Consider the following 19,682-nt stretch of genomic DNA (forward strand, 5'->3'; position numbering starts at 1 on the left):
TTGTAGAAGCATTATGGTGGCAGTACGGAGGCAGTATAAAAGAATCTGGAGCAGTCTGGAGGAGGAGCTGAAGGAGGATGCACAAATGAAAGCTGTTATTATGGCTGGAGGCAAAGGAACAAGGTTGCGTCCATTAACCTGTCATCTCCCCAAACCGATGGTTCCGCTCTTAAGCAAGCCCTGTATGGCCTATACCATTGAGCTGCTGCGGAAGCATGGCATCAGCGACATTGCTGTCACTATGCAATACTTGCCTGAGGTGATTCGAGACTATTTTGGCGATGGTCATGAGTTTGGTGTTAATCTTCATTATTTCGAAGAACATACGCCTCTGGGGACTGCAGGGAGTGTTAAGCATGCGCAGCATTTCTTGGATGATACCTTCCTGGTTATTAGCGGGGACTCTCTAACCGATTTCGACCTGCAGCAGGCCTATGCCTTTCATCAAAACAAACAATCCCTCGCTACGCTTCTTCTCACGCATGTAAGCGAACCCCTGGAATATGGCGTCGTTATGACCGACGAAGCAGGTAGAGTCATGCGCTTTCTTGAGAAACCAAGCTGGGGAGAAGTTTTTAGCGATACGGTCAATACGGGCATCTATATTCTTGAGCCGGATATTTTCGGGCATATTCCAGAGGGTAGTGAATATGACTTCAGCCAGCAGCTCTTCCCCGCTCTTCTGCGGGACAAGAGTCCTCTTTATGGCTGTATCAGCTCAGGTTATTGGTCGGATATTGGCAATTTGCAGCAGTACCGGCAAACGCAATTCGATATGCTCGACGGCACCGTAAACGTGAAAATAGAAGGAAAAGAAGTTCGCCCAGGCATCTTTATCGGGGACAACGTAAGCTTGAGCCCCTCTATCCGCTGGACCGGGCCAGCCTTCATTGGAAGCGGCACCCAGCTTGAAGAGGATGTGGAAATCGGCGAATACTGCGTAATCGGCAAACATAATCTGCTCGCTAAGGGCAGCGTGCTTTCCCGGAGCGTGCTCTGGGATCATAATCATTTTGCCGGCCGGAGTGAACTTTCCGGCTCAACGGTGACGAGCAGAACGATATGCAAAGGAACAGCCTTCCTCGGGGAAGGCTCCGTGATAGGAAACCGTGTAACCATAGGAACGGGCAGTATGATTCTGCCTCACGTAAAAATATGGCCAGACAAGCAAATTCGCGAAAACTCCAGGCTTAGTAGCTCACTGATCTGGGGCGATCACGCCTCCAAATCGCTGTTCAAAACCAGCGGAGTCTGCGGAATACCGAATGTGGAGATGACCCCCGAATTTGCAGCCCGCTTCGGCACCGCTTATGGCGCGGCGCTTGCCCCTTCGAGATCCATTACGGTCAGTTCATCTCCTTACGCCTTTACCCGCCTGCTCAAGCAAACGGTCATTGCCAGCCTGCAATCCGTAGGCACACATGTTATTGATTTGGGGGATTTATCAGCACCTGCAGCACAATTTGCTGTCCGTCACTTACAGACTGAAGGCGGCATTCATATAAGCTGGTCCGGAAATGAGCTGGAAGCCTGTCTGCTAGAATGCTACGACGATACCGGAATGCCCATTGCCAAAAGCAAAGAGCGCAAGGTAGAAAACAGCTACTGGCAGGAGGACTATTCCCGGGCGTCCATGAGACAGCTAGGACATGCTTCCATAGAGCCGCATATGATGAGTTCTTATATGGATTCATTGATAGAGGAACTCGATGACGAGGTTATTCAAGGGAAAGACGAAGCAGCACCAGAAACAGAGCTTGACAGGAAGCTTGGTGAAAGGCTTGCACCCAATATGAGTTCCTTTCGGATCATTGTAGAGGTTAGCCCCTGGTTGGGCAAACACGCCGCTCCATTGTGGAAAGCAATGAATTGTGAGTACATAGAGGTATCTCCCGCCAGCCTGCAGGAGCCTCTAACTCTTTTCGTAGCAAAATCTCGAGCTAAGATGGGTATTAAGCTGGAGGGGAACGGAAGGAACCTCCAGCTCCTAACCGAACAAGGCGATGTCGTGGAAGGGGATCGCTTGAAGCTTTTGGTATATGTATGCTATTTTCATAGCTGCCCAGGATCGGTTATCGGAGCTCCGGGCAGCATGCCCCACGTGCTGGAAAGTTTAGCTGAAGGGCTTGGCTGCCAAGTGATTCGTACCAAAGAGCTGAACCGCTCGATCTATGAAGCTTCTCATACCAATCTGCTGCATCCACTTATGGATACTCTGTTTGCCGCAAGTTTGGTGATCCGGCATCTGCAGCGAACCAGGCTGGAGCTTTCAGAGCTGCTAGCTCTTTTACCTGATTTCCATGTGCATAGTGAACGCGTCGATTGCCCATGGGACTTCAAAGGCAAGGTGATGCGCAGCCTGGTCGAACAAACTGGAAAGAGTCAAATAGAGCTCCTGGATGGTATTAAAATTTATGAGGATAAAGGGTGGGTTTTGCTGCTGCCGGATGATGACCATCCTGAATTTAACATTATCGCCCAGGCTGCAAGCGGTGAAGAAGCACAAGCACTGATCGGGCAATACCGGGAACAGATTCTAAATGCTTTGCAATAAGCATACCTATATCATCAGGGTATCCGCTGCCATCCATCAGGAGAGTATACGGATTTTCCGAATCTGCATCGAAGGAGAGAGAGCCCTTAGTGCATATCATCCACATCGCTTCCAAGCAAATCACCTTCGTCCAATACGACGATGTCACAGCCAACATGACCGTCTATTATCACACCGGAAAAACAGAAGCTTTCACCAACGTCCAAGCTGACGACTACCAATCATTGGCGAAATCAACCAATAGCTACGATTCACTTATGAAGCTTACCTGCCTGCGCCTTTCCACATCACGGCCTGCATCAACGATCGGTACATAATATGCAGCTTCTGTTTTGGATCTCCACTTTCTTGTGGAGATTTTTTTTTGTCAATTTGCTGAAAAGTATACGTTTTTGGTGGAAGGTGGCGTGAGATTGAAAGATTAAATTACAAGAAACCTATTTTACACTTTCCGCCGCTAGAAGCTCCTTACCTTTACGCTGAATAATCTTTAATGCTTCATCTAATGTTTGTTGTCCGTCCAATATTTTGTTTATTTCCTCTGATGCCATTTCATCAAATTGTGAATCAAAGCTGCTTGTAAAAGTAAATTCCTGAAACGTTGAGGGTTCAAGCATGTAGAAAGGTTCCAAACTGCGCCCATTCACTTCTTTCAAATGGGATGTTCGAGTAAGGATCTGCGAATCCAGCAATGATTTGGATTTCATTTTTGAAACCTCATCGCTATTAGCATACTTCACAAACTCCCATGCCGCCCGCAGTGTGGGAGAATCAGCGCTAATCCCAAGAAGGTCGCTCACCCGATAGTAGTTTGATTCCGTTGGAAGTGTTGGATCCACTGGAACAGTAACGATATCCCATTCAGATGATTGAGGAATTTTTTTCTGCTCAAGCAAATTTAAATACATAAAATTTTGCAGCGTCATCGCTGCCCGCCCTGTTGTAAACATATTGCTCATAATATAATCATCAAAGTTCGCGTTACCACTTTTGAAGAATGGATTCTTGTTATTGTAAACGTAACCTTGTTTGTAGCCATTCAGCACCATTTCAAATATACGCCGCCACCCTGGTGTGTCTATCGTTATTTCCGTGGAATCAGTATCTACGTAACTTAATCGTTGGTCCCTGCCTATATCTTTAATTAAACTAAAGGTGGATGCTTCCGACCCATGATGATAACCGTAGGTTTTCGTCGTTTCATCCCCTTCGGCAGGGAAGCGCCCGGCCAAGCCCAGTACTTCTTCCCAGCTCATTTGATTATGTGGATACTCGATATGATAACGGTCGAAGATTTGTTTGTTGTAAAACAACACATTACTCGAAAAGGTAGGCGCAAGGCCAAATAATTTGCCCTCGCCTTTGTCTCTTATGTAATCAATAACGTGGTCATTCATATTCTCCAAGTCAAAATCATCAGCTTTAATGAGTGGACCCAGTTCCAGCAGCTTCCCGTCTCGAACCCACTTCTCGAAAGTTTTGAGCATTGGGAATTGAATAATATCCGGCTTTTTTTCCTCCACCCATTGTTCGAAACCACTATCAAAACTTTGCGTACTGTTTCTAAGACGCGCATAGGAAAGGAATTCTACTTTCACATTAGGGTATTGGGTTCTCAAATAAGAGGCATATTCTTTCATGCTCTGTGTTGCCACCTCAACTGCAATTTTTAATGTTGCCTCTGTTTCTCTATCGATGGGCCTTGGAACACTTTCATCTTCTTTTGAGGACCAAATTGCCTCGCATCCCGTGATCAATAAAGAAAATATTAAAACAAAGACAGCAACCGCCAACCTCCATTTATTCATCCTTGTATCCCCCTGTTATCTGTACCATTGTGCTTGCATTTGAAACATTTTCTTATATTCGCCATTTTCTTGAATTAACTCAGTATGTGTTCCCTGCTCAATCAATCTTCCTTGTTTCATAACCACTATTCGGTCAGCAGTCTTGCAAACTCCAAGCCGGTGTGAAATATAAATTACTGTTTTTCCTTCGGTGAGTTCAGAAAGTCTTTCAAAGATTGCGGCTTCAGTAACAGGATCTAAACTTGCTGTTGGCTCATCCAAAATAATAACTTCGAAATTACGAAAAAAAGCACGGGAAATAGCTACTTTCTGCCATTGTCCATGTGATAATTCGTGTCCATCCAAAAAAGTCGGCCCTAGTTGTGTATCATAGCCATTGGGGAGTTTTGTCACAATCTCGTCTACACCAGCTTTTGTAGCAGCAGCTTGTAACAGTGCCTCATCTTCAATATGTTCAATTTTTCCAAAACCTATATTCTCCCTCAAACTTAAATGATACTGCGCAAAATCTTGAAAAACAGCAGTTACATGTTGGCGGAAAGAATATTTATCCATCAAACTAAGGTTACGTTCGTCATACATAATGCAACCTTTTTCTAATTTGTACAATCCTAACAAACACTTTACAAGCGTACTTTTACCAGATCCATTCTCTCCAACAATTGCAATTTTCTCACCAGTCTTAATGGAGAAGGAAACATTATCCAACGCCAAATGTTCTTTATTTGGATATTTGAATGTTAGCTCTTCTACTTTAATTCCTTTAGTAAATGGCACAGGAAAGGAATAGCTGGAAGCAGATTCTGAATCTTCATTTAACTCAAGAAAATTCATTAGATCTTGTGTATACAATGAGTTTTCATAGATTAAGGCGATATTGAAAGCAGTATTTTGCATAAGTGCCTGGGTTGAAGCAATGGTTTGCGTCAGAGCTACGAAATGTCCTAAAGTTAACCTCCCTTGTATACCTAACCAAACTAAAAAACCCGATATACAGGTAGTTGCAAAACCGATAAACAACTCAATAGAAAGCTTTGAAAGTGATAAGGTTCGTTCAAGTTCCAGCTTTTCCCGAGAATGTAATTTGAATATTTCTTTCCAAAAACTAAGTAGATAGCTTGTCAAACCAAAAATCCGAATCTCTTTTGCTACTTCTCTGCTTCTAAGCAAAGTAGATAAATATCTCGATTTTCTTCCCAGCGGTGTTTGATTAATTAATTGGAAATACCTTGAATTACCTGCGCGAATATGATAAAAAAGTGAGGGAGCAATCAAGATTAACATTCCCACACATAACATCCAATGAAAACTAGCTAAAATTACAATATATCCAATAATTGTAATCAAGTTTTGAGCAACTTGCAGCAGGGCTGTAATTATTTTTATACCTCTTATTTCACCACCAGAAGAAATTCTTTGCAGTTGATTATAGTATTCCGGCTGTTCCAGCATATTTAGAGGTATTCCCGTTGCTTTCCTAGATATTAGTTCATTGTAATGCAAAGACATACGATTATTGATCTGTAATTCAACGTATCTTTTGGCTGAATCTTGCCCTATGTTTGTTACATGGAGACCCAATTGACATATTAATATGAATATTACCTTATCAATGGAGTCAGATCCTTCACTAAAAGCTAGGGTTACACGATTAATTAGTTCTTTCGTTATAAATAGTTGGAACATTGGAATCAATGCTGCTATTAATTGGAGTATGATCAGAGTTAGAAGAAGATAAGGGGCCAAATGAAACAGAGTCTTAAGTATTTGTTTGGATGAATGAAAAGTTTCTCTTGCATTATTTTTTTTTGTTTTATTCATCGCATTTAAACCTTTCACACACAATTATCTACTATGAAGTACAGAACCTTTTATACTGCAACTTTCAACTCTTTTATTTTGTAAATCAAGGCATCGAAATGCTCCTCAATATTTACAACCCCTTTAAAGACTACATGTCCAGCATCAGAAAGAACATATGCAAAAGGAAATCTTCTTGTAGCGTATGCATCCAAATCTTCAACACTACTAACTTGAACAACTGGAGTATCTATTTTGTACTGTTCGATCAAAGAAGCAATCATTTGCTTATCCTCACTCAGCATCATTGTGACTATGGAAATGTCCTGATATTTTCGGTTCAGCTTCGACAAGAGAGGGTAAATTTGTTTACAAACATCACAGTTTATTGATGTAAACAAGATTACAGTTCCTTTGTTTAGCGGATTAATGTGAATGTTTTGACCTTGAACGGAGACTAAAGACTTAAGGGGGAACATGGTCCCGACCTCGAGTCCATAATCACTGTAAGCAAGTGTATTTCTTGGTTTTTTCATAACAGTTATCTTTTCTCTTATAAAAAACATTAGAATAATAGAGCATACAATCATAAATATCCACAAAAAAACATACGAAATTAAAAACAGTTCTGTAACATTCATGGCTTTACTCCTTTCGCATCCCTTTTTTGGTCGAATGATTTTAATATTTTTTTATAAGAGTTAAATGTCTGTAAAAGAGAAAATAATACTATTATTCCAATGGATATGGATATGCTTCCAATCCAATCTGTTTTTGACAACGCATATAAATCAGTATTTTGTCCAGATACCATCAGAAATAATGTCATCGCTACAACTAGCATAATTCGGACTATAGTGATCGACCCTAGAGTTTCTGAACCCAGGTTGCCAAAGCAGTTGCATTCGATCTTTTTTGATTTGGATATACTTTGATATACAGTCCAAACAAATGCCCCACATAAACAAAACAAAGAACATTCCGCAATCCATCTTGTTGTTTCAAATAAAAGTAGTACTGCAGATAAAATTTCGAGAAGCGGAACCATGTAGGATAATAATTTAACCAGTTTAGGAATAATATTTAGTTGGTTTAAAGTGCTTTGAAATGATTTTATATCTAATAATTTCAAGAAGCCTGAGAGTAAAAACATAATAAATAAAAAAATTTGAAAAAAACTTGCTACCACCATCTTTCCAGCCCCCGATCGTTTTGAATACTAATATTTTTAGAAGCTTAAAAAAGAAATAAAGGGGATTTCTCCCCTCTATTCTTTTTTATATTTAGCAATCACAAGTTGAATTCGAATAGTAGTTGCCATCTTCACAATAAAGTGTAGTAATTCTAAGTTTTTGCCCAGTGGAATAATTGCAGATTTCGTGACAGTGTGTTGCCGTTATACGACAATCTATCGCCATGTATCATCACCTCCATTCCATATAATGTAATTTGATATTATCATAGTTTTATTTAATTGTAAACGCTTTAAAATACATTTTTTGAAATAATTTGCAATTTAATTTTTCTTGAATAAATGAACATGAATTTCTATCTAAAAATTGTTCAATCCCAATATTAATGTTTAATTTACATATATTAACTATATTTAAAAATAATATATCACGGTCTTCTGTTGCTGTAAACCTGAAAAACTATCTGGATTTCTGTATAGAAACTAACTACTGAAGATATCTAGAACGTAGCGCTTTCAGCCAAAATACTAACTTTTTCAGCGGAGGCTTTTTTCTTGTTTCAAATTGGTTATACTATAATTTATGAATATCAAGAGAGATAACTGATTCTTCCATTCTTAATCAGCGTAATTGATTATTGTCTTTACTTGATTCATGTTCAAAGTCTATCGATAAAAGGGTGAGACCTATGTGCGTCAACGAGATTACTTCCTCCCTCTCCTCCCGTACCGAACGAAATACGTTATTCCTGCTGCTTCAAAACGTAACTACTCTATTTGCCTATTGGCGGTTAACGCCATCCAAAATCGCGATGATCCTTGAGCATTTCGGTAGTGATTGGCTAAGCCTTCAACCTACCTTGAGGCTCTATACTATGACAGGTATTGCACTTGACAGCAATCCTGCCCGTGTAACCAGACAGTTGCCTTTATATGAGCAGGACTCCTGTTATATACAAGAACTGAAGCAAGGCCAGACTTATGTTGCAGAGCTGGGGATCTGGAACAAGCAGTCGCAATTCATCCCCTTGATGCGTTCCAACAGCATTGTTCTTCCCGCTGCTGATCACAAATTCTCCCCTTTGAAACCTATCAGCTCTGATGAGCTTGATATTGATCACGTTGTCTATGGACACTTTCTCTCTGGTGAGGTGGAAACGACTCTGCCTGATGAATACGACAGATTCTCCGCCTATACAATCTATTCTTATGAAAAATCAGACTTACTTGAACAAGTCGCTGATGATGATGATAAGCGTTCGGCAAATAACTTAACGCAGATTGCTAGCGAAGCTGAAGTTGGTTCGAAGATCCTTATCCGAAGAGGTGTGCTATGAGCCAGATTACGAAGCATAGTATGAGTCAGCATATGCATGCAAATCCAAAGGAGACTTCCCCGACTGCTGGTTATGTAGCACTGCTGCTTCATGCCCACCTTCCTTACGTCAGGCAGGAGAAGGAATCTGTCACCTTAGAAGAACGGTGGTTTTATGAAGCTGTTACGGATACGTATCTCCCCTTAATCGAGCTGCTGGACAAGCTGCTTTCCGAAGGCGTCTGCTTTCATATAACGCTCTCCTTATCACCGACACTTCTCGCCATGCTGGATGATCCGCTGATGAAGCAAAAAACACGTGCACACCTCCACTCCTTGTGCGAGCTGGCTGACAAAGAAGTGCAGCGGCTGGGAGCCGACGCTGCTTTGGCCGACACAGCCCGCATGTACGCTTCGCGTTACAGCGGGCTTAGCGCCCTCTTCGATCGCCTGGACGGCGATCTCATCGCCAAGCTCCGCAGCCTCCGCCAAAGCGGCTGCGTCGAGCTCATTACCTGCGCAGCTACGCATGCGTTCTTGCCCCTGGTCAAGAACGCTTCCGCGCTGCGCGCACAGCTCGAAGCCGCCGTCACGGAGTTCCGGCGGCACTTCGGGGCCGCACCGGCCGGCATCTGGCTGCCGGAGTGCGGCTATACGCCTGCGGTGGAGCCCCACCTGCAGGCGCTGGGCTTGCGCTACTTCGTCGTCGATGCCCACGCAGTGGGCTGGACGGCGAAGGCGCACGGCAGCAGGCCGCGGCTTACGCCAGGCGGCTCCTGCGCCTTTGCCCGGGACCCCGAGGCCTCCACACAAGTGTGGAGTGCCGAGGCGGGGTACCCGGGCGATGCCGATTATCGCGAGTATTACCGCGATATCGGGTTTGACCTCGGCCGCGCAGGCGGGGCCGAGTGGGACTACATCAAGCCCTATGTGCTGCCGGACGGCGTCCGGATTCATACGGGCTTGAAGTATTACCGCGTCACCGGTGATGGTGACGCAAAGCAGCCCTACCAGCCGGAGGCTGCCGCCCGCAAAGCTCAGCAGCATGCTGAGCACTTTCTGGCGGCCCGGCTGGAGCAGTTGAAGCGACTGGAGCAGCCGGAGCAACCAGAAACCTCCTTCAAGACTGCCGAACTGCAAACCGAATTGCAATCAGAATCAGAATCCGACTCAGCGCCTTTAGTCTCCCAGCCTGCACCATCAGAAGCTCCGCCTATTATCGTCTGTCCCTACGATGCCGAGCTTTTTGGCCATTGGTGGTTTGAAGGATTATTATGGTTGGAAGCCGTGCTTCGCGGTCTTGACACGCATCATTCAGAGCTTAAAAGCATCTCACTTGCAGCTTATAATGAGCTCTACCCTCCTGTTGACACCATTGAGCTTCCGGTATCAAGCTGGGGCCGCGGCGGCTTTGCAGAAGTTTGGCTGCAGCCGAAAAACGATTGGGTGTATCCGCTTCTTCACGCTGCTGAGGACCGTTTGATTCAAGCAGTACACATGTACCCAGAGCCGAACCAGCTGAATGAGCAGCATGAGCTATATGAGTTGCAAAAAAAGATGCTGAACCAAGCAGCCAAAGAGCTTATGCTGGCGCAAAGCAGCGACTGGACCTTTATACTCGATGCAGGTACTGTAACGGAATATGCGGTTCAACGAATACAGGTACATCTCCAGCAGTTTCACAATCTGTTAGATCAATTGCAGGATCGTACTGAAGAGCAAATTTCATTTAATTCCGCATTTCTTAAAGAATTAGAGAAAGCTGCTCCACTCCTTCCCGAGCTAAGCTATAAGCTTTATTGCGACCCTCTCTTTCCAAAAGAGGCCTCACTAGTTGACAATACCATGATCTTAGAGACCGGGAAGCTGCATAAAATAGACAACATACATCAAATACGTAAGTTGCGTATTCTCATGCTAACATGGGAATATCCGCCGCGAATTATTGGCGGGCTGGCTCGTGCCGTATGTGATTTATCCAGACAGCTTGCAGCCGCGGGGCATGACGTTCATGTTATTACCTGCCAAACACATAGCAGCCCGCTTTACGAAATAGCTGAGAGAGTGCATGTTCATCGTGTTCAGGTTTTGCAATCGTTGGAAGCTGTGAATTTCCTGGACTGGGTGTTCCTGATGAACTCTGCTTTTAGCGATGCTATATTGGAACTCACTGAACAGGGATTCATATTCGATCTTTTACATGGGCATGACTGGCTTATCTACTATTGCGCCAAGGAAAGTAAACGGACCCTTAAGCTTCCGCTTGTTATCACCATTCACGCAACAGAGTACGGGCGCCACCAAGGAAAGCTCAAAAATGAGCTCCAGCACACAATCCATAGTATAGAGAGCAAGCTGGTGCTTATGGCCGATTGTGTGATTGTTTGCAGCAGAGCTATGGTTCAAGAGGTACATTCCCTGTTCCAGCTTTCAGAGAACAATATCATTCGTATTCCGAATGGACTCCCGTTATATCCCGGGCAGGAGCATCAAAATTACGGCACAACTGTCCCACTACTACAAGCCCTCAAAAAATCCGGGCAGGAACAGATCGTCTGCTTTCTTGGTCGCCTCGTCCATGAGAAAGGCGTACATATTTTACTAGAAGCCATGCACCATATTATCCACAAACTGCCCGACATCAAGCTCTTGATTGCTGGCAGCGGTCCTTCTCTAGAATGGCTGCAGGAGCTCGCTGCCCCTTTACGTGAACATGTACAGTTTGTCGGATTCCTTGATGAAGCTGACAAATATAGTCTGTTGCAGCTTGCAGATGTCTGTGTCTTTCCAAGCCTTTATGAGCCTTTTGGAATAGTAGCTCTTGAGGCTATGGCAACAGGCACTCCGGTTATCGCATCAGATGTTGGAGGGTTAAGTGAAATTATCGAACATGGCGTCGATGGCTGCAAGGTGCCTCCAGATGATGCCGCCGCCTTGGCTTCACAGGTTTTACAACTGTTGTTGGACCCTGAATTCGCCAGAACATTAGCGACAGCCGCTTCTTATAAAGCTCGTACAGAATTTAACGGAGCACAGCTTGCAGAAGCAATGATTCAGACTTACTTCTCCATCTTGCAGAACGAGCAAGAAAAACCTTGAATTATATGTTAATATTAGGTTAATATTTTATAATATCCCAGTCATCAAGCGCCCAATTGTGCGTATTTTCAGTTTTTTTCCAAGTAACCATTGATTACTCGTTAAGAATTAGGTAACCTAGTAGCAGTGAGCTCGAGGGTAAACTGTTATTTTTTAACTTTGAAAACGGAACATTTGCCTGTGCATATTTGCCGCATACAAAGAATTTATACGATTAGGGAAGTGATGATTTGCCTAGACATCTAGTTATTGGAAACGGGAAATTTCTTATTAACCTGGATCAGCATTCTTACATGCGCGATCTGTATTATCCTTACGTAGGTCAACTAAACCATATCGGCGGTTACCACTGCCGGGTTGGCATATGGGTAGACGGAGCGTTCGCTTGGCTGAATGAGCCTGAGTGGCAGATTCATCTTTCTTATATCGAAGATTCGCTCGTGACCGAGGTAACTGCTACGCATCCGGGTTTGGGCGTTACACTGCTTATGAATGACGGCGTGCATCAACGAGAAGATATTTACCTGAAAAGAGTCCGCATCACCAACCTCAGAAGCACTGTGCGCGAAGTGCGCATGTTCTTCAATCAGGATCTGCTGATTAATGAAACCGAAGTTGGCGACACCGCGGCTTATTATCCTACTACCAATACAGTTTTCCATTATAAAAAAGACAAGTATTTCATGTTCAACGGCAGCACTGGAAGTGAAGGCATTTTTCAATATTCTACCGGGGTCAAAAGATTCTACAATGCCGAGGGGACTTGGAGAGATGCTGAAGACGGCCACCTAATGGGCAACGCCATCGCTCAAGGCTCTGTAGACAGTACAATCAGCTTCAAGCTCTTCGTTCCACCTGATGCCAGCCAAACCCTGTATTACTGGATGTCCGCAGGAAGAACCCTGGATGAAGTCAAAAAGCTCGATACTTATGTAAAGGACAGCGATCCCGGTAAGCTCCTGGACCGTGTCAAGATTTACTGGCAGCATTGGGCTAACAAGGTCGATCAAGACTATGGGGATCTAACCCCCGAAGTGGTTCGTCTTTATAAACAGAGTCTCTTAATCGTGAGAACTCAAACCGATGTGAACGGCGCTATCATCGCTGCTAATGATTCTGATATCATGCAGAGCAATCGGGATCATTACAGCTATATGTGGCCAAGAGACGGCGCCCTGATTGCCTACGCCATGTCGATGGCAGGTTACCAGGGGATGATTATTCCCTTCTTCGAATTTTGCGCCAAAGCGCTGACTGACGAAGGCTATTTGCAGCACAAATACAATCCGGATGGTACGGTAGGCTCCAGCTGGCATCCTTACATCCACGCAGGACGTGTTCAGCTTCCCATTCAAGAGGACGAAACAGCGCTTGTACTGTTCGCATTATGGGAGGATTTTCAGAAAAATGGCAGTCTGGAATTCGCCCAATCGCTCTACAGCACCCTAATACGTAAATCAGCACGCTTTATGTCCACTTACATTGATCAGGAGCTTAACCTTCCTAAGCCAAGCTACGATCTATGGGAGGAGCGTTACGGTATCTATACCTTTACCGCTTCTGCTGTCTATGGTGGCCTGATTGCCGCTTCTAATTTCAGCAACTTATTCGGGGATGCTGAACGCAGCAGCCGCTATAAGCTTACAGCCGAGAAAATTAAATCCGGAATTCTGGAACATCTCTGGGATGAAACAGCTGGCAGATTTGTCCGCGGCCTTTATATGGAAGACGGCAAATGGGTTAAGGATATGACGCTTGAGAGCTCTGTATATGGAATTTTTGAATTCGGCGTGCTGCCTGCTGATGATGACAGGGTCGTCAAAACTATGCTGGCCAACAAAGCTGGTCTCACCATTCAAACAGAGATTGGCGGCTCCGCCCGGTATCATCACGACTATTACTTTCAGCGCTCTACAGATACAGACAAAGTCCCTGGAAACCCATGGATCATATGTACCTTATGGATCGCTGAATGGGAAATCGAATACGCCAAAACGATCGCCGATCTTGAAGCCCCACGCAAAACCTTGGAATGGGTCGTCAAGCATTCATTGGAAAGCGGCATCCTCCCGGAACAGCTCGATCCTTTCAACGGCGATCCTGTTTCCGTAGCTCCACTCACCTGGTCACATGCCACTTACGTGCTTGTCGTCGTCAAATACACAAAGAAATATAATGAGCTGCTGAACATCTAATCCAAGATGAACGTCTACTCCAAGAGAAGCTTGTTATGCACAATTAAGAAACAAAAAAAAGCGGCTGCCAACCATGGTAGTCGCCTTTCCTCTTTAATCTTCATTTTGATGCCTCCCAGCTCTTCTTATCTCCTCTGCTTACCCCCTCTTCTTATCCCATCTTCATCCTGAATAAACCTGAGTAAGGACTAAAAAGGCCTGAAAAAGCTTCAATCAGCCTCAATAAGCCTAAATAAGCCTCAATAAGTCTGATCGCTTAAGGCTCACAAAGGCTTGCTCAGTCCCAGCCCCCAAAGTCTGCCAAGTACCGCTCAGCCAGCCACAACGAATCCAGCTCCGAGGAAGCATTTAACTCGATTGCGATCATCCATCCCAGCTCATATGGAGCTACATTGACTAGATGAGGTTCTTTTTCCAAGCGTGTATTGATGGCCACCGTAACTCCTGATAGGGGCGCTATCATATCATGCGTGCCAGCAACGCTCTCCACATTGCCGAAATACTCGCCTCTCTTAATTTCCTCATTCAACTCAGGCAATTCAACATAGAGCAGCATGCCATGCTCCAATTGCGCATATTCCGTTATTCCTATGTATGCCCTGCTTCCTTCCGTGCGAATCCAGAAATGGTCAGGGCTAAATTTCAGCTGGTTCAAATCTTCCACATCGGCCCCTCCTCTTTTCAAAGAAAAAAGCCTGTCCCCTGCCAAAAAAACAGAGGATCCAGGCTTTGAACTCTTACGATCTTGCTATTACTTCGCAACCAAAGTTTTGTCGCCTGGTTTCCAGTTGATTGGGCACAAGCCACCGGATTGAAGCGCTTGAAGCACGCGAAGTGTTTCTTCAACACTACGGCCTACATCATTGTGGTTGACAACTTGATATTTCAATTCGCCTTCCGGATCAATAATGAACAGACCACGAAGCGCAATACCTTCTTCTTCGATCAGTACGCCATAATCACGGGCTACGGATTTAGTTAAATCAGCCGCAAGCGGGAAATTAAGCTTGCCAAGACCATTATCATTAACAGGCGTATTGATCCAAGCACGGTGAGAATGCTTGCTGTCTGTAGATACGCCGAGGATTTCCGTTTTCAGATCTCTAAATTGAGCTGAAGCATCACTCAAAGCTGTAATTTCTGTCGGGCATACAAAAGTGAAATCTAGTGGATAGAAAAACAGTACCAGCCACTTTCCTTTGTAATCAGATAAAGCAGCTCTACCAAAATCCGAGCCATCACCATGCGCTGTTTCTAATGAGAAATCTGGCGCTGGTCTACCAACTAAACGTTCTGCCATATGAAAATATCCTCCTTCTAAATCTGGTTTCTCGTATAAAATGGTAACATTCGACTACCTGAAAGTCAATAATTAGATTCCATATCACCTAATAATCATTATTATTTATAACTCTGAAGAAAGGGAATATTAAGAATGATAATAAGAATACGGCCTTATGGCATCCTTGAGGTGCATATTCATGACGTTTGCGCTAGGGGGAGAGAATGGCTGTGGGCTCCAGCCGCGGTTAAAGATTTGTTCCCTTGATTGGAATGGATATGGATAGCCAGCAATGTTTTTTCTCTTGTATTAGAGAAGATTTTCCTGTCGGGCAAGGTGCTGGGAATGAAGGGCTTGCCCAGCCGCCAGCCTGCTACTTTAAGGATGTTTTTCATCGTTAAAAGCACCAGCTCGCCTCCACAACCTTACTTTAACAATGAAAAACATCGCTTAAGTGAAGAACACGGTCCATTAAGAAAAACTTGCCAACCATAAAGGTCGGCAAGTTCATAAAGGTCCAATAATATCTTATTTGCTCATAGCAGCTACGATTAGATCGCCCATAGCTGTTGTTCCAATAGCGCTGCTCTTATCTACAGCAATATCTCCTGTACGGTGGCCAGCGTCCAGCACGTTTTTCACAGCGCGCTCGATGGAAGCAGCCGCCTCATGATAACCGAAGGTCAAGCGGAACATAAGTGCAACGGATAAAATGGTGGCAATCGGGTTCGAAATGCCTTGGCCTGCGATATCAGGCGCTGAACCGTGTACCGGCTCGTAAAGGCCGAAGCTGCCTTCGCCCAGGGATGCAGAGGAAAGCATGCCGATTGAGCCTGTAAGCATAGCTGCCTCATCACTCAAGATATCTCCGAACATATTCTCGGTAACAATAACGTCAAAGCTGGAAGGACGACGAAGCAGCTGCATCGCACAGTTATCCACAAGCACATGATCCAGTTCTACATCTGGATAGTCGGCAGAAATACGGATGACCGTTTCTCTCCACAGGCGTGAAGTTTCCAATACGTTTGCTTTGTCTACTGATGTCAGTTTTTTGCTGCGTGTAAGGGCAATTTCAAAGGCTTGGCGTGCGATGCGCTCGATTTCGCTTACATTGTATACGCAAGTATCAACTGCTTCCTGGCCATTTTCCGTTTCGCGGCGAAATTTCTCGCCAAAATAAATACCGCCAGTAAGCTCACGAACAACAATCAGATCCGTGCCTTCCAGTACCTCAGGCTTTAATGTTGAGGCTTCCTTCAAGCAATCGAATATGACAGCTGGGCGAATGTTTGAGAATAATCCCAGAGCTTTACGAATGCCTAGCAGGCCTGTTTCGGGACGTAGCTCCTTTGAGTTGTTATCCCATTTAGGTCCGCCTACAGCTCCTAGCAATACTGCATCAGAAGCCTTACATATTGCCAGTGTATCGTCCGGAAGCGGTGTTCCCCGCTCATCAATAGCGATACCGCCGAACAATGCATGCTCGGTTTCAAACTTGTGTCCGAACAATTCTTCTGTACGTTTCAATACTTTTTCTGCCTCAGCCACTACTTCTGGACCGATGCCGTCTCCGGCGATTACTGCGATTTTTTTCACTTCATTAACTTCTGACATTAGTATCGTTCACTCCTCTGATATTTGTGCTTAAAGTGGCTATATTTTTTGCAAAGAATAATTCTGTATCGCAGATGACAGCTTTTGCATGCCGAGCACCGTTGTTTCCCGGTCTGTATGTGTATAGTTAAGACGAATTGTATTGAACTGCGGCTCCTCTGCGTAGAAGGAAGAACCTGGTACGAAAGCTACACCTTCGAGGACAGCCTGTTTAAGCAGCTCTTCCGCCTTGATGTTCTCAGGCAATTCAACCCAGAAGAACATTCCACCCTTCGGCTCCAGCCAAGTGACACCCGGCCAGTTGTGCTCTTTAAGGAGGCCTGCCATGAATTTCATTCGTTCCTTATAGTGGTAGCGAATCTTGGCAATATGTCCGTCCAGATCAAAATGCTCCAGCAGCTGATGCAGCGTTTGCTGATCGAGCGAGCTGGAATGCAGGTCCGCCGCTTGCTTGGCTCTAGTCATATTACGGATGACGGAAGGATCTCCGATTGCCCAGCCCGTGCGAAGCGCAGGTGCAACCGTCTTGGAGAAGGTGCTTGTGTAAACAACACAGCTGCCATGGGGATGCTCGTCCAGAGAGAAGATGGTCGGATAACGCTCTTCCTCATTAAACTGAATTTCTCCATAAGGATCGTCTTCCAGAATCAACACATTTGCCTTGCGGCAGATCTCAACTAGCCCCTTGCGTTTTTCAATGCTCCACGCCTTGCCTGTCGGATTGGAAAAAGTAGGGATCACATAGACCAGCTTCGGTTTATGCTTGGCAATTTGTGCCGCCAGATGCTCCAGATCCATTCCGTCCTGATCGCTGTCTACGGAGTAAATGCTCGCTCCTCTAGCTTTAAAAACCTGAAGCGCAGCCAAGTAGGTCGGCTTCTCCACCAAAATGACATCCCCTGGATCGATGTATATCCGGGTCAATAAATCGATAGCTTGCTGAGAACCGGTTGTCAACAGCATCTCCGCTGGCGTTACGTTCATTCCCTTTGTAGCCATACGGCGGCATATGCTTTCCCGTAAAGGTGTATATCCCTCAGTAAGGCCATACTGCAGTGCATTCTTTCCTTGCTGCAGGACACGCTCGAATGCTTCACCTACTGCTTCTAACGGAAAATATTCTTCTGCCGGCAAGCCGCCAGCAAAAGAAATAATCGAATTTCCTTGCGTCAATTTGAGAATCTCCCTGACCGCTGACGATGAGAAGCCCTCAAGTGTTTTGGAGAATTGATAGTTCATAGTGGACGCTCCCATTTAAATCAGAGTTACGTTGCTTCTATTACTCGTGACTATTTTGCGTTTATCTATAAGCCTGTTTACAGCGTCCAGGTAGGCCTTGGCGCTTGCTTCAAGAATATCGGTGCTAATGCCTCTTCCTTGAACGGAAACGTCATTTTGCCTAAGTATAACGTGCACTTCTCCAAGTGCATCTTTGCCCTGGGAGACAGATTTGATGGAATAATCCTCAAGCTCTACCTCTTCTTTCGTTACCTTGTCAATCGCATTATAGATGGCATCAACCGAGCCATTGCCTTCAGCCTGCTCTTCAAGGATTGACCCATCCTGCACATTGATGCTGATTGTAGCCGTTGGGGTCGTTTGATTGCCATAAGCAACCTGCAGCGCACCCAGCACGAAAACCTCCGGCGTCTCGATCAGCTTTTCTTCGATCAGCGCACGGATATCCTCATCAGCGACCTGCTTTTTGCGATCTGCCAAATCTTTGAATTTGGCAAATGCCAAATTGACCAGCTCATCGGTAAGCTCATAGCCCAGATCGATCAGCTTTTCCCTAAATGCATGACGTCCAGAATGCTTGCCCAGTACAAGCTTGCTTTCCTTCAGACCAATAGTCTCAGGAGACATGATCTCATAGGTCGTCTTTTCCTTCAACATTCCGTCCTGATGAATGCCTGATTCATGGGCAAATGCATTTGCTCCCACAATCGCTTTATTACCAGGCACGACCATGCCAGTCAGCTTGCTGACCAAACGGCTCGTGCGATAAATTTCACCAAGCACAAGCGATGTTTTGGCCTGATAAAATTCCTGACGGGTTTCCAGTGCCATAGCTACCTCCTCCAAGGAGGTATTGCCCGCACGTTCACCGATTCCATTGATTGTGCCTTCGATTTGATCGGCACCGTTCATAACGGCTGCGAGTGCGTTCGCTGTGGCCATGCCGAGGTCATCATGACAGTGGGCGCTTAGCTGAATCTTTTCGATACCGGGAACCTGTTCTTTAAGTGTCTTGAAGATAGCTCCGAACTCGCTTGGGGACATAAACCCAACGGTATCCGGAATGTTCACTACAGTCGCTCCTGCACGAATCGCCATTGCCGTCACTTCAATCAGGAAGTCAATCTCGGTACGTCCCGCATCCTCTGGTGAAAACTCGACCTTGTCAAAATATTTCTTCGCGTATTTAATCGCCGCTTCCGCTGTTTCCAGTACCTGGTGCTTTTCCATACGCAGCTTGTGCTTACGGTGAATTGGAGAGGTAGCCAAAAATAAGTGCAGGCAAGGATCCTGCGCCCCCTTCAGCGCTTCTCTGACCGCCTCAATATCCTGCTCACGGGCACGAGCGAGACCAATTACACTGGCATTCCTGACAGCCTTGGCTACAGCGTTTACTCCAGCCAAATCTCCGGGGGATGCAGCAGGGAAACCTGCTTCAATACGATCTACACCCAACTTCTCAAGCTGTAGGCCGATCTCCACCTTCTCCTGCACATTCAGGTTAACGCCAGGTGATTGCTCTCCATCTCTTAGTGTCGTGTCAAAGATGTAGATTTTTCTCATCCCGTCACCTCCTCAAAC

15 protein-coding genes are annotated in these 19,682 nt (G+C 45.1%); 5 read left to right on the top strand and 10 right to left on the bottom strand.

Annotated features, from left to right (window positions below; genetic code table 11):
* Nucleotides 1–85: 85 nt before the first annotated feature.
* Nucleotides 86–2,554 (top strand): sugar phosphate nucleotidyltransferase, encoded by a 2,469-nt coding sequence (locus J2Z66_RS25020; protein ID WP_209975458.1) that lies wholly within the window; start codon nt 86–88, stop codon nt 2,552–2,554.
* 89 nt (nt 2,555–2,643) lie between these two features.
* Nucleotides 2,644–2,871 (top strand): KTSC domain-containing protein, encoded by a 228-nt coding sequence (locus tag J2Z66_RS25025; RefSeq protein WP_209975459.1) that lies wholly within the window; start codon nt 2,644–2,646, stop codon nt 2,869–2,871.
* Nucleotides 2,872–2,991: 120 nt separating this feature from the next.
* Here J2Z66_RS25025 and J2Z66_RS25030 read toward each other — a convergent pair whose 3' ends face one another.
* Genes J2Z66_RS25030 through J2Z66_RS25045 form a run of 4 tightly spaced genes read right to left on the bottom strand, consistent with a single transcriptional unit; the run spans nt 2,992 to nt 7,354 of the window.
* Nucleotides 2,992–4,362 carry an ABC transporter substrate-binding protein gene (locus tag J2Z66_RS25030; protein ID WP_209975460.1) on the bottom strand — a complete coding sequence of 457 codons (1,371 nt, stop codon included), beginning with the start codon at nt 4,360–4,362 and terminating at the stop codon, nt 2,992–2,994.
* A gap of 15 nt (nt 4,363–4,377) precedes the next feature.
* On the bottom strand, nt 4,378–6,183 hold the full coding sequence (locus J2Z66_RS25035) for an ABC transporter ATP-binding protein (protein ID WP_209975461.1): 1,806 nt from the start codon (nt 6,181–6,183) through the stop codon (nt 4,378–4,380).
* A gap of 50 nt (nt 6,184–6,233) precedes the next feature.
* Nucleotides 6,234–6,803 carry a TlpA family protein disulfide reductase gene (locus tag J2Z66_RS25040; protein ID WP_209975462.1) on the bottom strand — a complete coding sequence of 190 codons (570 nt, stop codon included), beginning with the start codon at nt 6,801–6,803 and terminating at the stop codon, nt 6,234–6,236.
* Entirely contained in the window at nt 6,800–7,354 is a 555-nt protein-coding gene (locus J2Z66_RS25045) for a MauE/DoxX family redox-associated membrane protein (RefSeq protein ID WP_209975463.1), read from the bottom strand. Before J2Z66_RS25045 ends, J2Z66_RS25040 begins: the two co-directional genes overlap by 4 nt.
* A gap of 689 nt (nt 7,355–8,043) precedes the next feature.
* Between J2Z66_RS25045 and J2Z66_RS25050 the strand changes: the two genes are divergently transcribed.
* The 3 genes from J2Z66_RS25050 to J2Z66_RS25060 all read left to right on the top strand — a co-directional run bounded on the left by J2Z66_RS25050 (nt 8,044) and on the right by J2Z66_RS25060 (nt 13,963).
* A complete protein-coding gene (locus J2Z66_RS25050) occupies nt 8,044–8,691 on the top strand; it encodes a DUF4912 domain-containing protein (protein WP_209975464.1) in 648 nt (215 codons plus the stop codon).
* Nucleotides 8,688–11,768, top strand: coding sequence for a 1,4-alpha-glucan branching protein domain-containing protein (locus J2Z66_RS25055; RefSeq protein ID WP_209975465.1), 3,081 nt, complete (start codon nt 8,688–8,690; stop codon nt 11,766–11,768). Before J2Z66_RS25050 ends, J2Z66_RS25055 begins: the two co-directional genes overlap by 4 nt.
* 230 nt (nt 11,769–11,998) lie before the next feature.
* On the top strand, nt 11,999–13,963 hold the full coding sequence (locus tag J2Z66_RS25060; RefSeq protein WP_209975466.1) for a glycoside hydrolase family 15 protein: 1,965 nt from the start codon (nt 11,999–12,001) through the stop codon (nt 13,961–13,963).
* A gap of 277 nt (nt 13,964–14,240) precedes the next feature.
* Here J2Z66_RS25060 and J2Z66_RS25065 read toward each other — a convergent pair whose 3' ends face one another.
* The 6 genes from J2Z66_RS25065 to J2Z66_RS25090 all read right to left on the bottom strand — a co-directional run bounded on the left by J2Z66_RS25065 (nt 14,241) and on the right by J2Z66_RS25090 (nt 19,664).
* Nucleotides 14,241–14,627, bottom strand: a complete 387-nt coding sequence (locus J2Z66_RS25065) for a glycine cleavage system protein H (RefSeq protein ID WP_209975467.1) — start codon at nt 14,625–14,627, stop codon at nt 14,241–14,243.
* Nucleotides 14,628–14,714: 87 nt separating this feature from the next.
* Complete coding sequence (locus J2Z66_RS25070) at nt 14,715–15,263, bottom strand: peroxiredoxin (RefSeq protein WP_209975468.1); 549 nt, start codon at nt 15,261–15,263, stop codon at nt 14,715–14,717.
* A 179-nt stretch (nt 15,264–15,442) separates the two neighbouring features.
* Nucleotides 15,443–15,652, bottom strand: a complete 210-nt coding sequence (locus J2Z66_RS25075; RefSeq protein WP_209975469.1) for a hypothetical protein — start codon at nt 15,650–15,652, stop codon at nt 15,443–15,445.
* Between the two features lie 121 nt (nt 15,653–15,773).
* Nucleotides 15,774–16,862 carry a 3-isopropylmalate dehydrogenase gene (gene leuB, locus J2Z66_RS25080; protein ID WP_209975470.1) on the bottom strand — a complete coding sequence of 363 codons (1,089 nt, stop codon included), beginning with the start codon at nt 16,860–16,862 and terminating at the stop codon, nt 15,774–15,776.
* Nucleotides 16,863–16,901: 39 nt separating this feature from the next.
* A complete protein-coding gene (locus J2Z66_RS25085; RefSeq protein ID WP_209975471.1) occupies nt 16,902–18,101 on the bottom strand; it encodes an aminotransferase-like domain-containing protein in 1,200 nt (399 codons plus the stop codon).
* Between the two features lie 15 nt (nt 18,102–18,116).
* A complete protein-coding gene (locus tag J2Z66_RS25090) occupies nt 18,117–19,664 on the bottom strand; it encodes a 2-isopropylmalate synthase (protein WP_209975472.1) in 1,548 nt (515 codons plus the stop codon).
* Between the last annotated feature and the right edge of the window lie 18 nt (nt 19,665–19,682).

Source organism: Paenibacillus eucommiae, from assembly GCF_017874215.1.
GTDB classification, from domain to species: Bacteria; Bacillota; Bacilli; order Paenibacillales; family NBRC-103111; genus Paenibacillus_AI; species Paenibacillus_AI eucommiae.

Coding starts and splice junctions, on each gene's coding strand:
- J2Z66_RS25030 (WP_209975460.1), bottom strand. CDS start 4,362: ATGAATAAATGGAGGTTGGCGGTTGCTGTCTTTGTTTTAATATTTTCT.
- J2Z66_RS25035 (WP_209975461.1), bottom strand. CDS start 6,183: ATGAATAAAACAAAAAAAAATAATGCAAGAGAAACTTTTCATTCATCC.
- J2Z66_RS25040 (WP_209975462.1), bottom strand. CDS start 6,803: ATGAATGTTACAGAACTGTTTTTAATTTCGTATGTTTTTTTGTGGATA.
- J2Z66_RS25045 (WP_209975463.1), bottom strand. CDS start 7,354: ATGGTGGTAGCAAGTTTTTTTCAAATTTTTTTATTTATTATGTTTTTA.
- J2Z66_RS25070 (WP_209975468.1), bottom strand. CDS start 15,263: ATGGCAGAACGTTTAGTTGGTAGACCAGCGCCAGATTTCTCATTAGAA.
- J2Z66_RS25050 (WP_209975464.1), top strand. CDS start 8,044: ATGTGCGTCAACGAGATTACTTCCTCCCTCTCCTCCCGTACCGAACGA.
- J2Z66_RS25020 (WP_209975458.1), top strand. CDS start 86: ATGAAAGCTGTTATTATGGCTGGAGGCAAAGGAACAAGGTTGCGTCCA.
- leuB (WP_209975470.1), bottom strand. CDS start 16,862: ATGTCAGAAGTTAATGAAGTGAAAAAAATCGCAGTAATCGCCGGAGAC.
- J2Z66_RS25085 (WP_209975471.1), bottom strand. CDS start 18,101: ATGAACTATCAATTCTCCAAAACACTTGAGGGCTTCTCATCGTCAGCG.
- J2Z66_RS25090 (WP_209975472.1), bottom strand. CDS start 19,664: ATGAGAAAAATCTACATCTTTGACACGACACTAAGAGATGGAGAGCAA.
- J2Z66_RS25055 (WP_209975465.1), top strand. CDS start 8,688: ATGAGCCAGATTACGAAGCATAGTATGAGTCAGCATATGCATGCAAAT.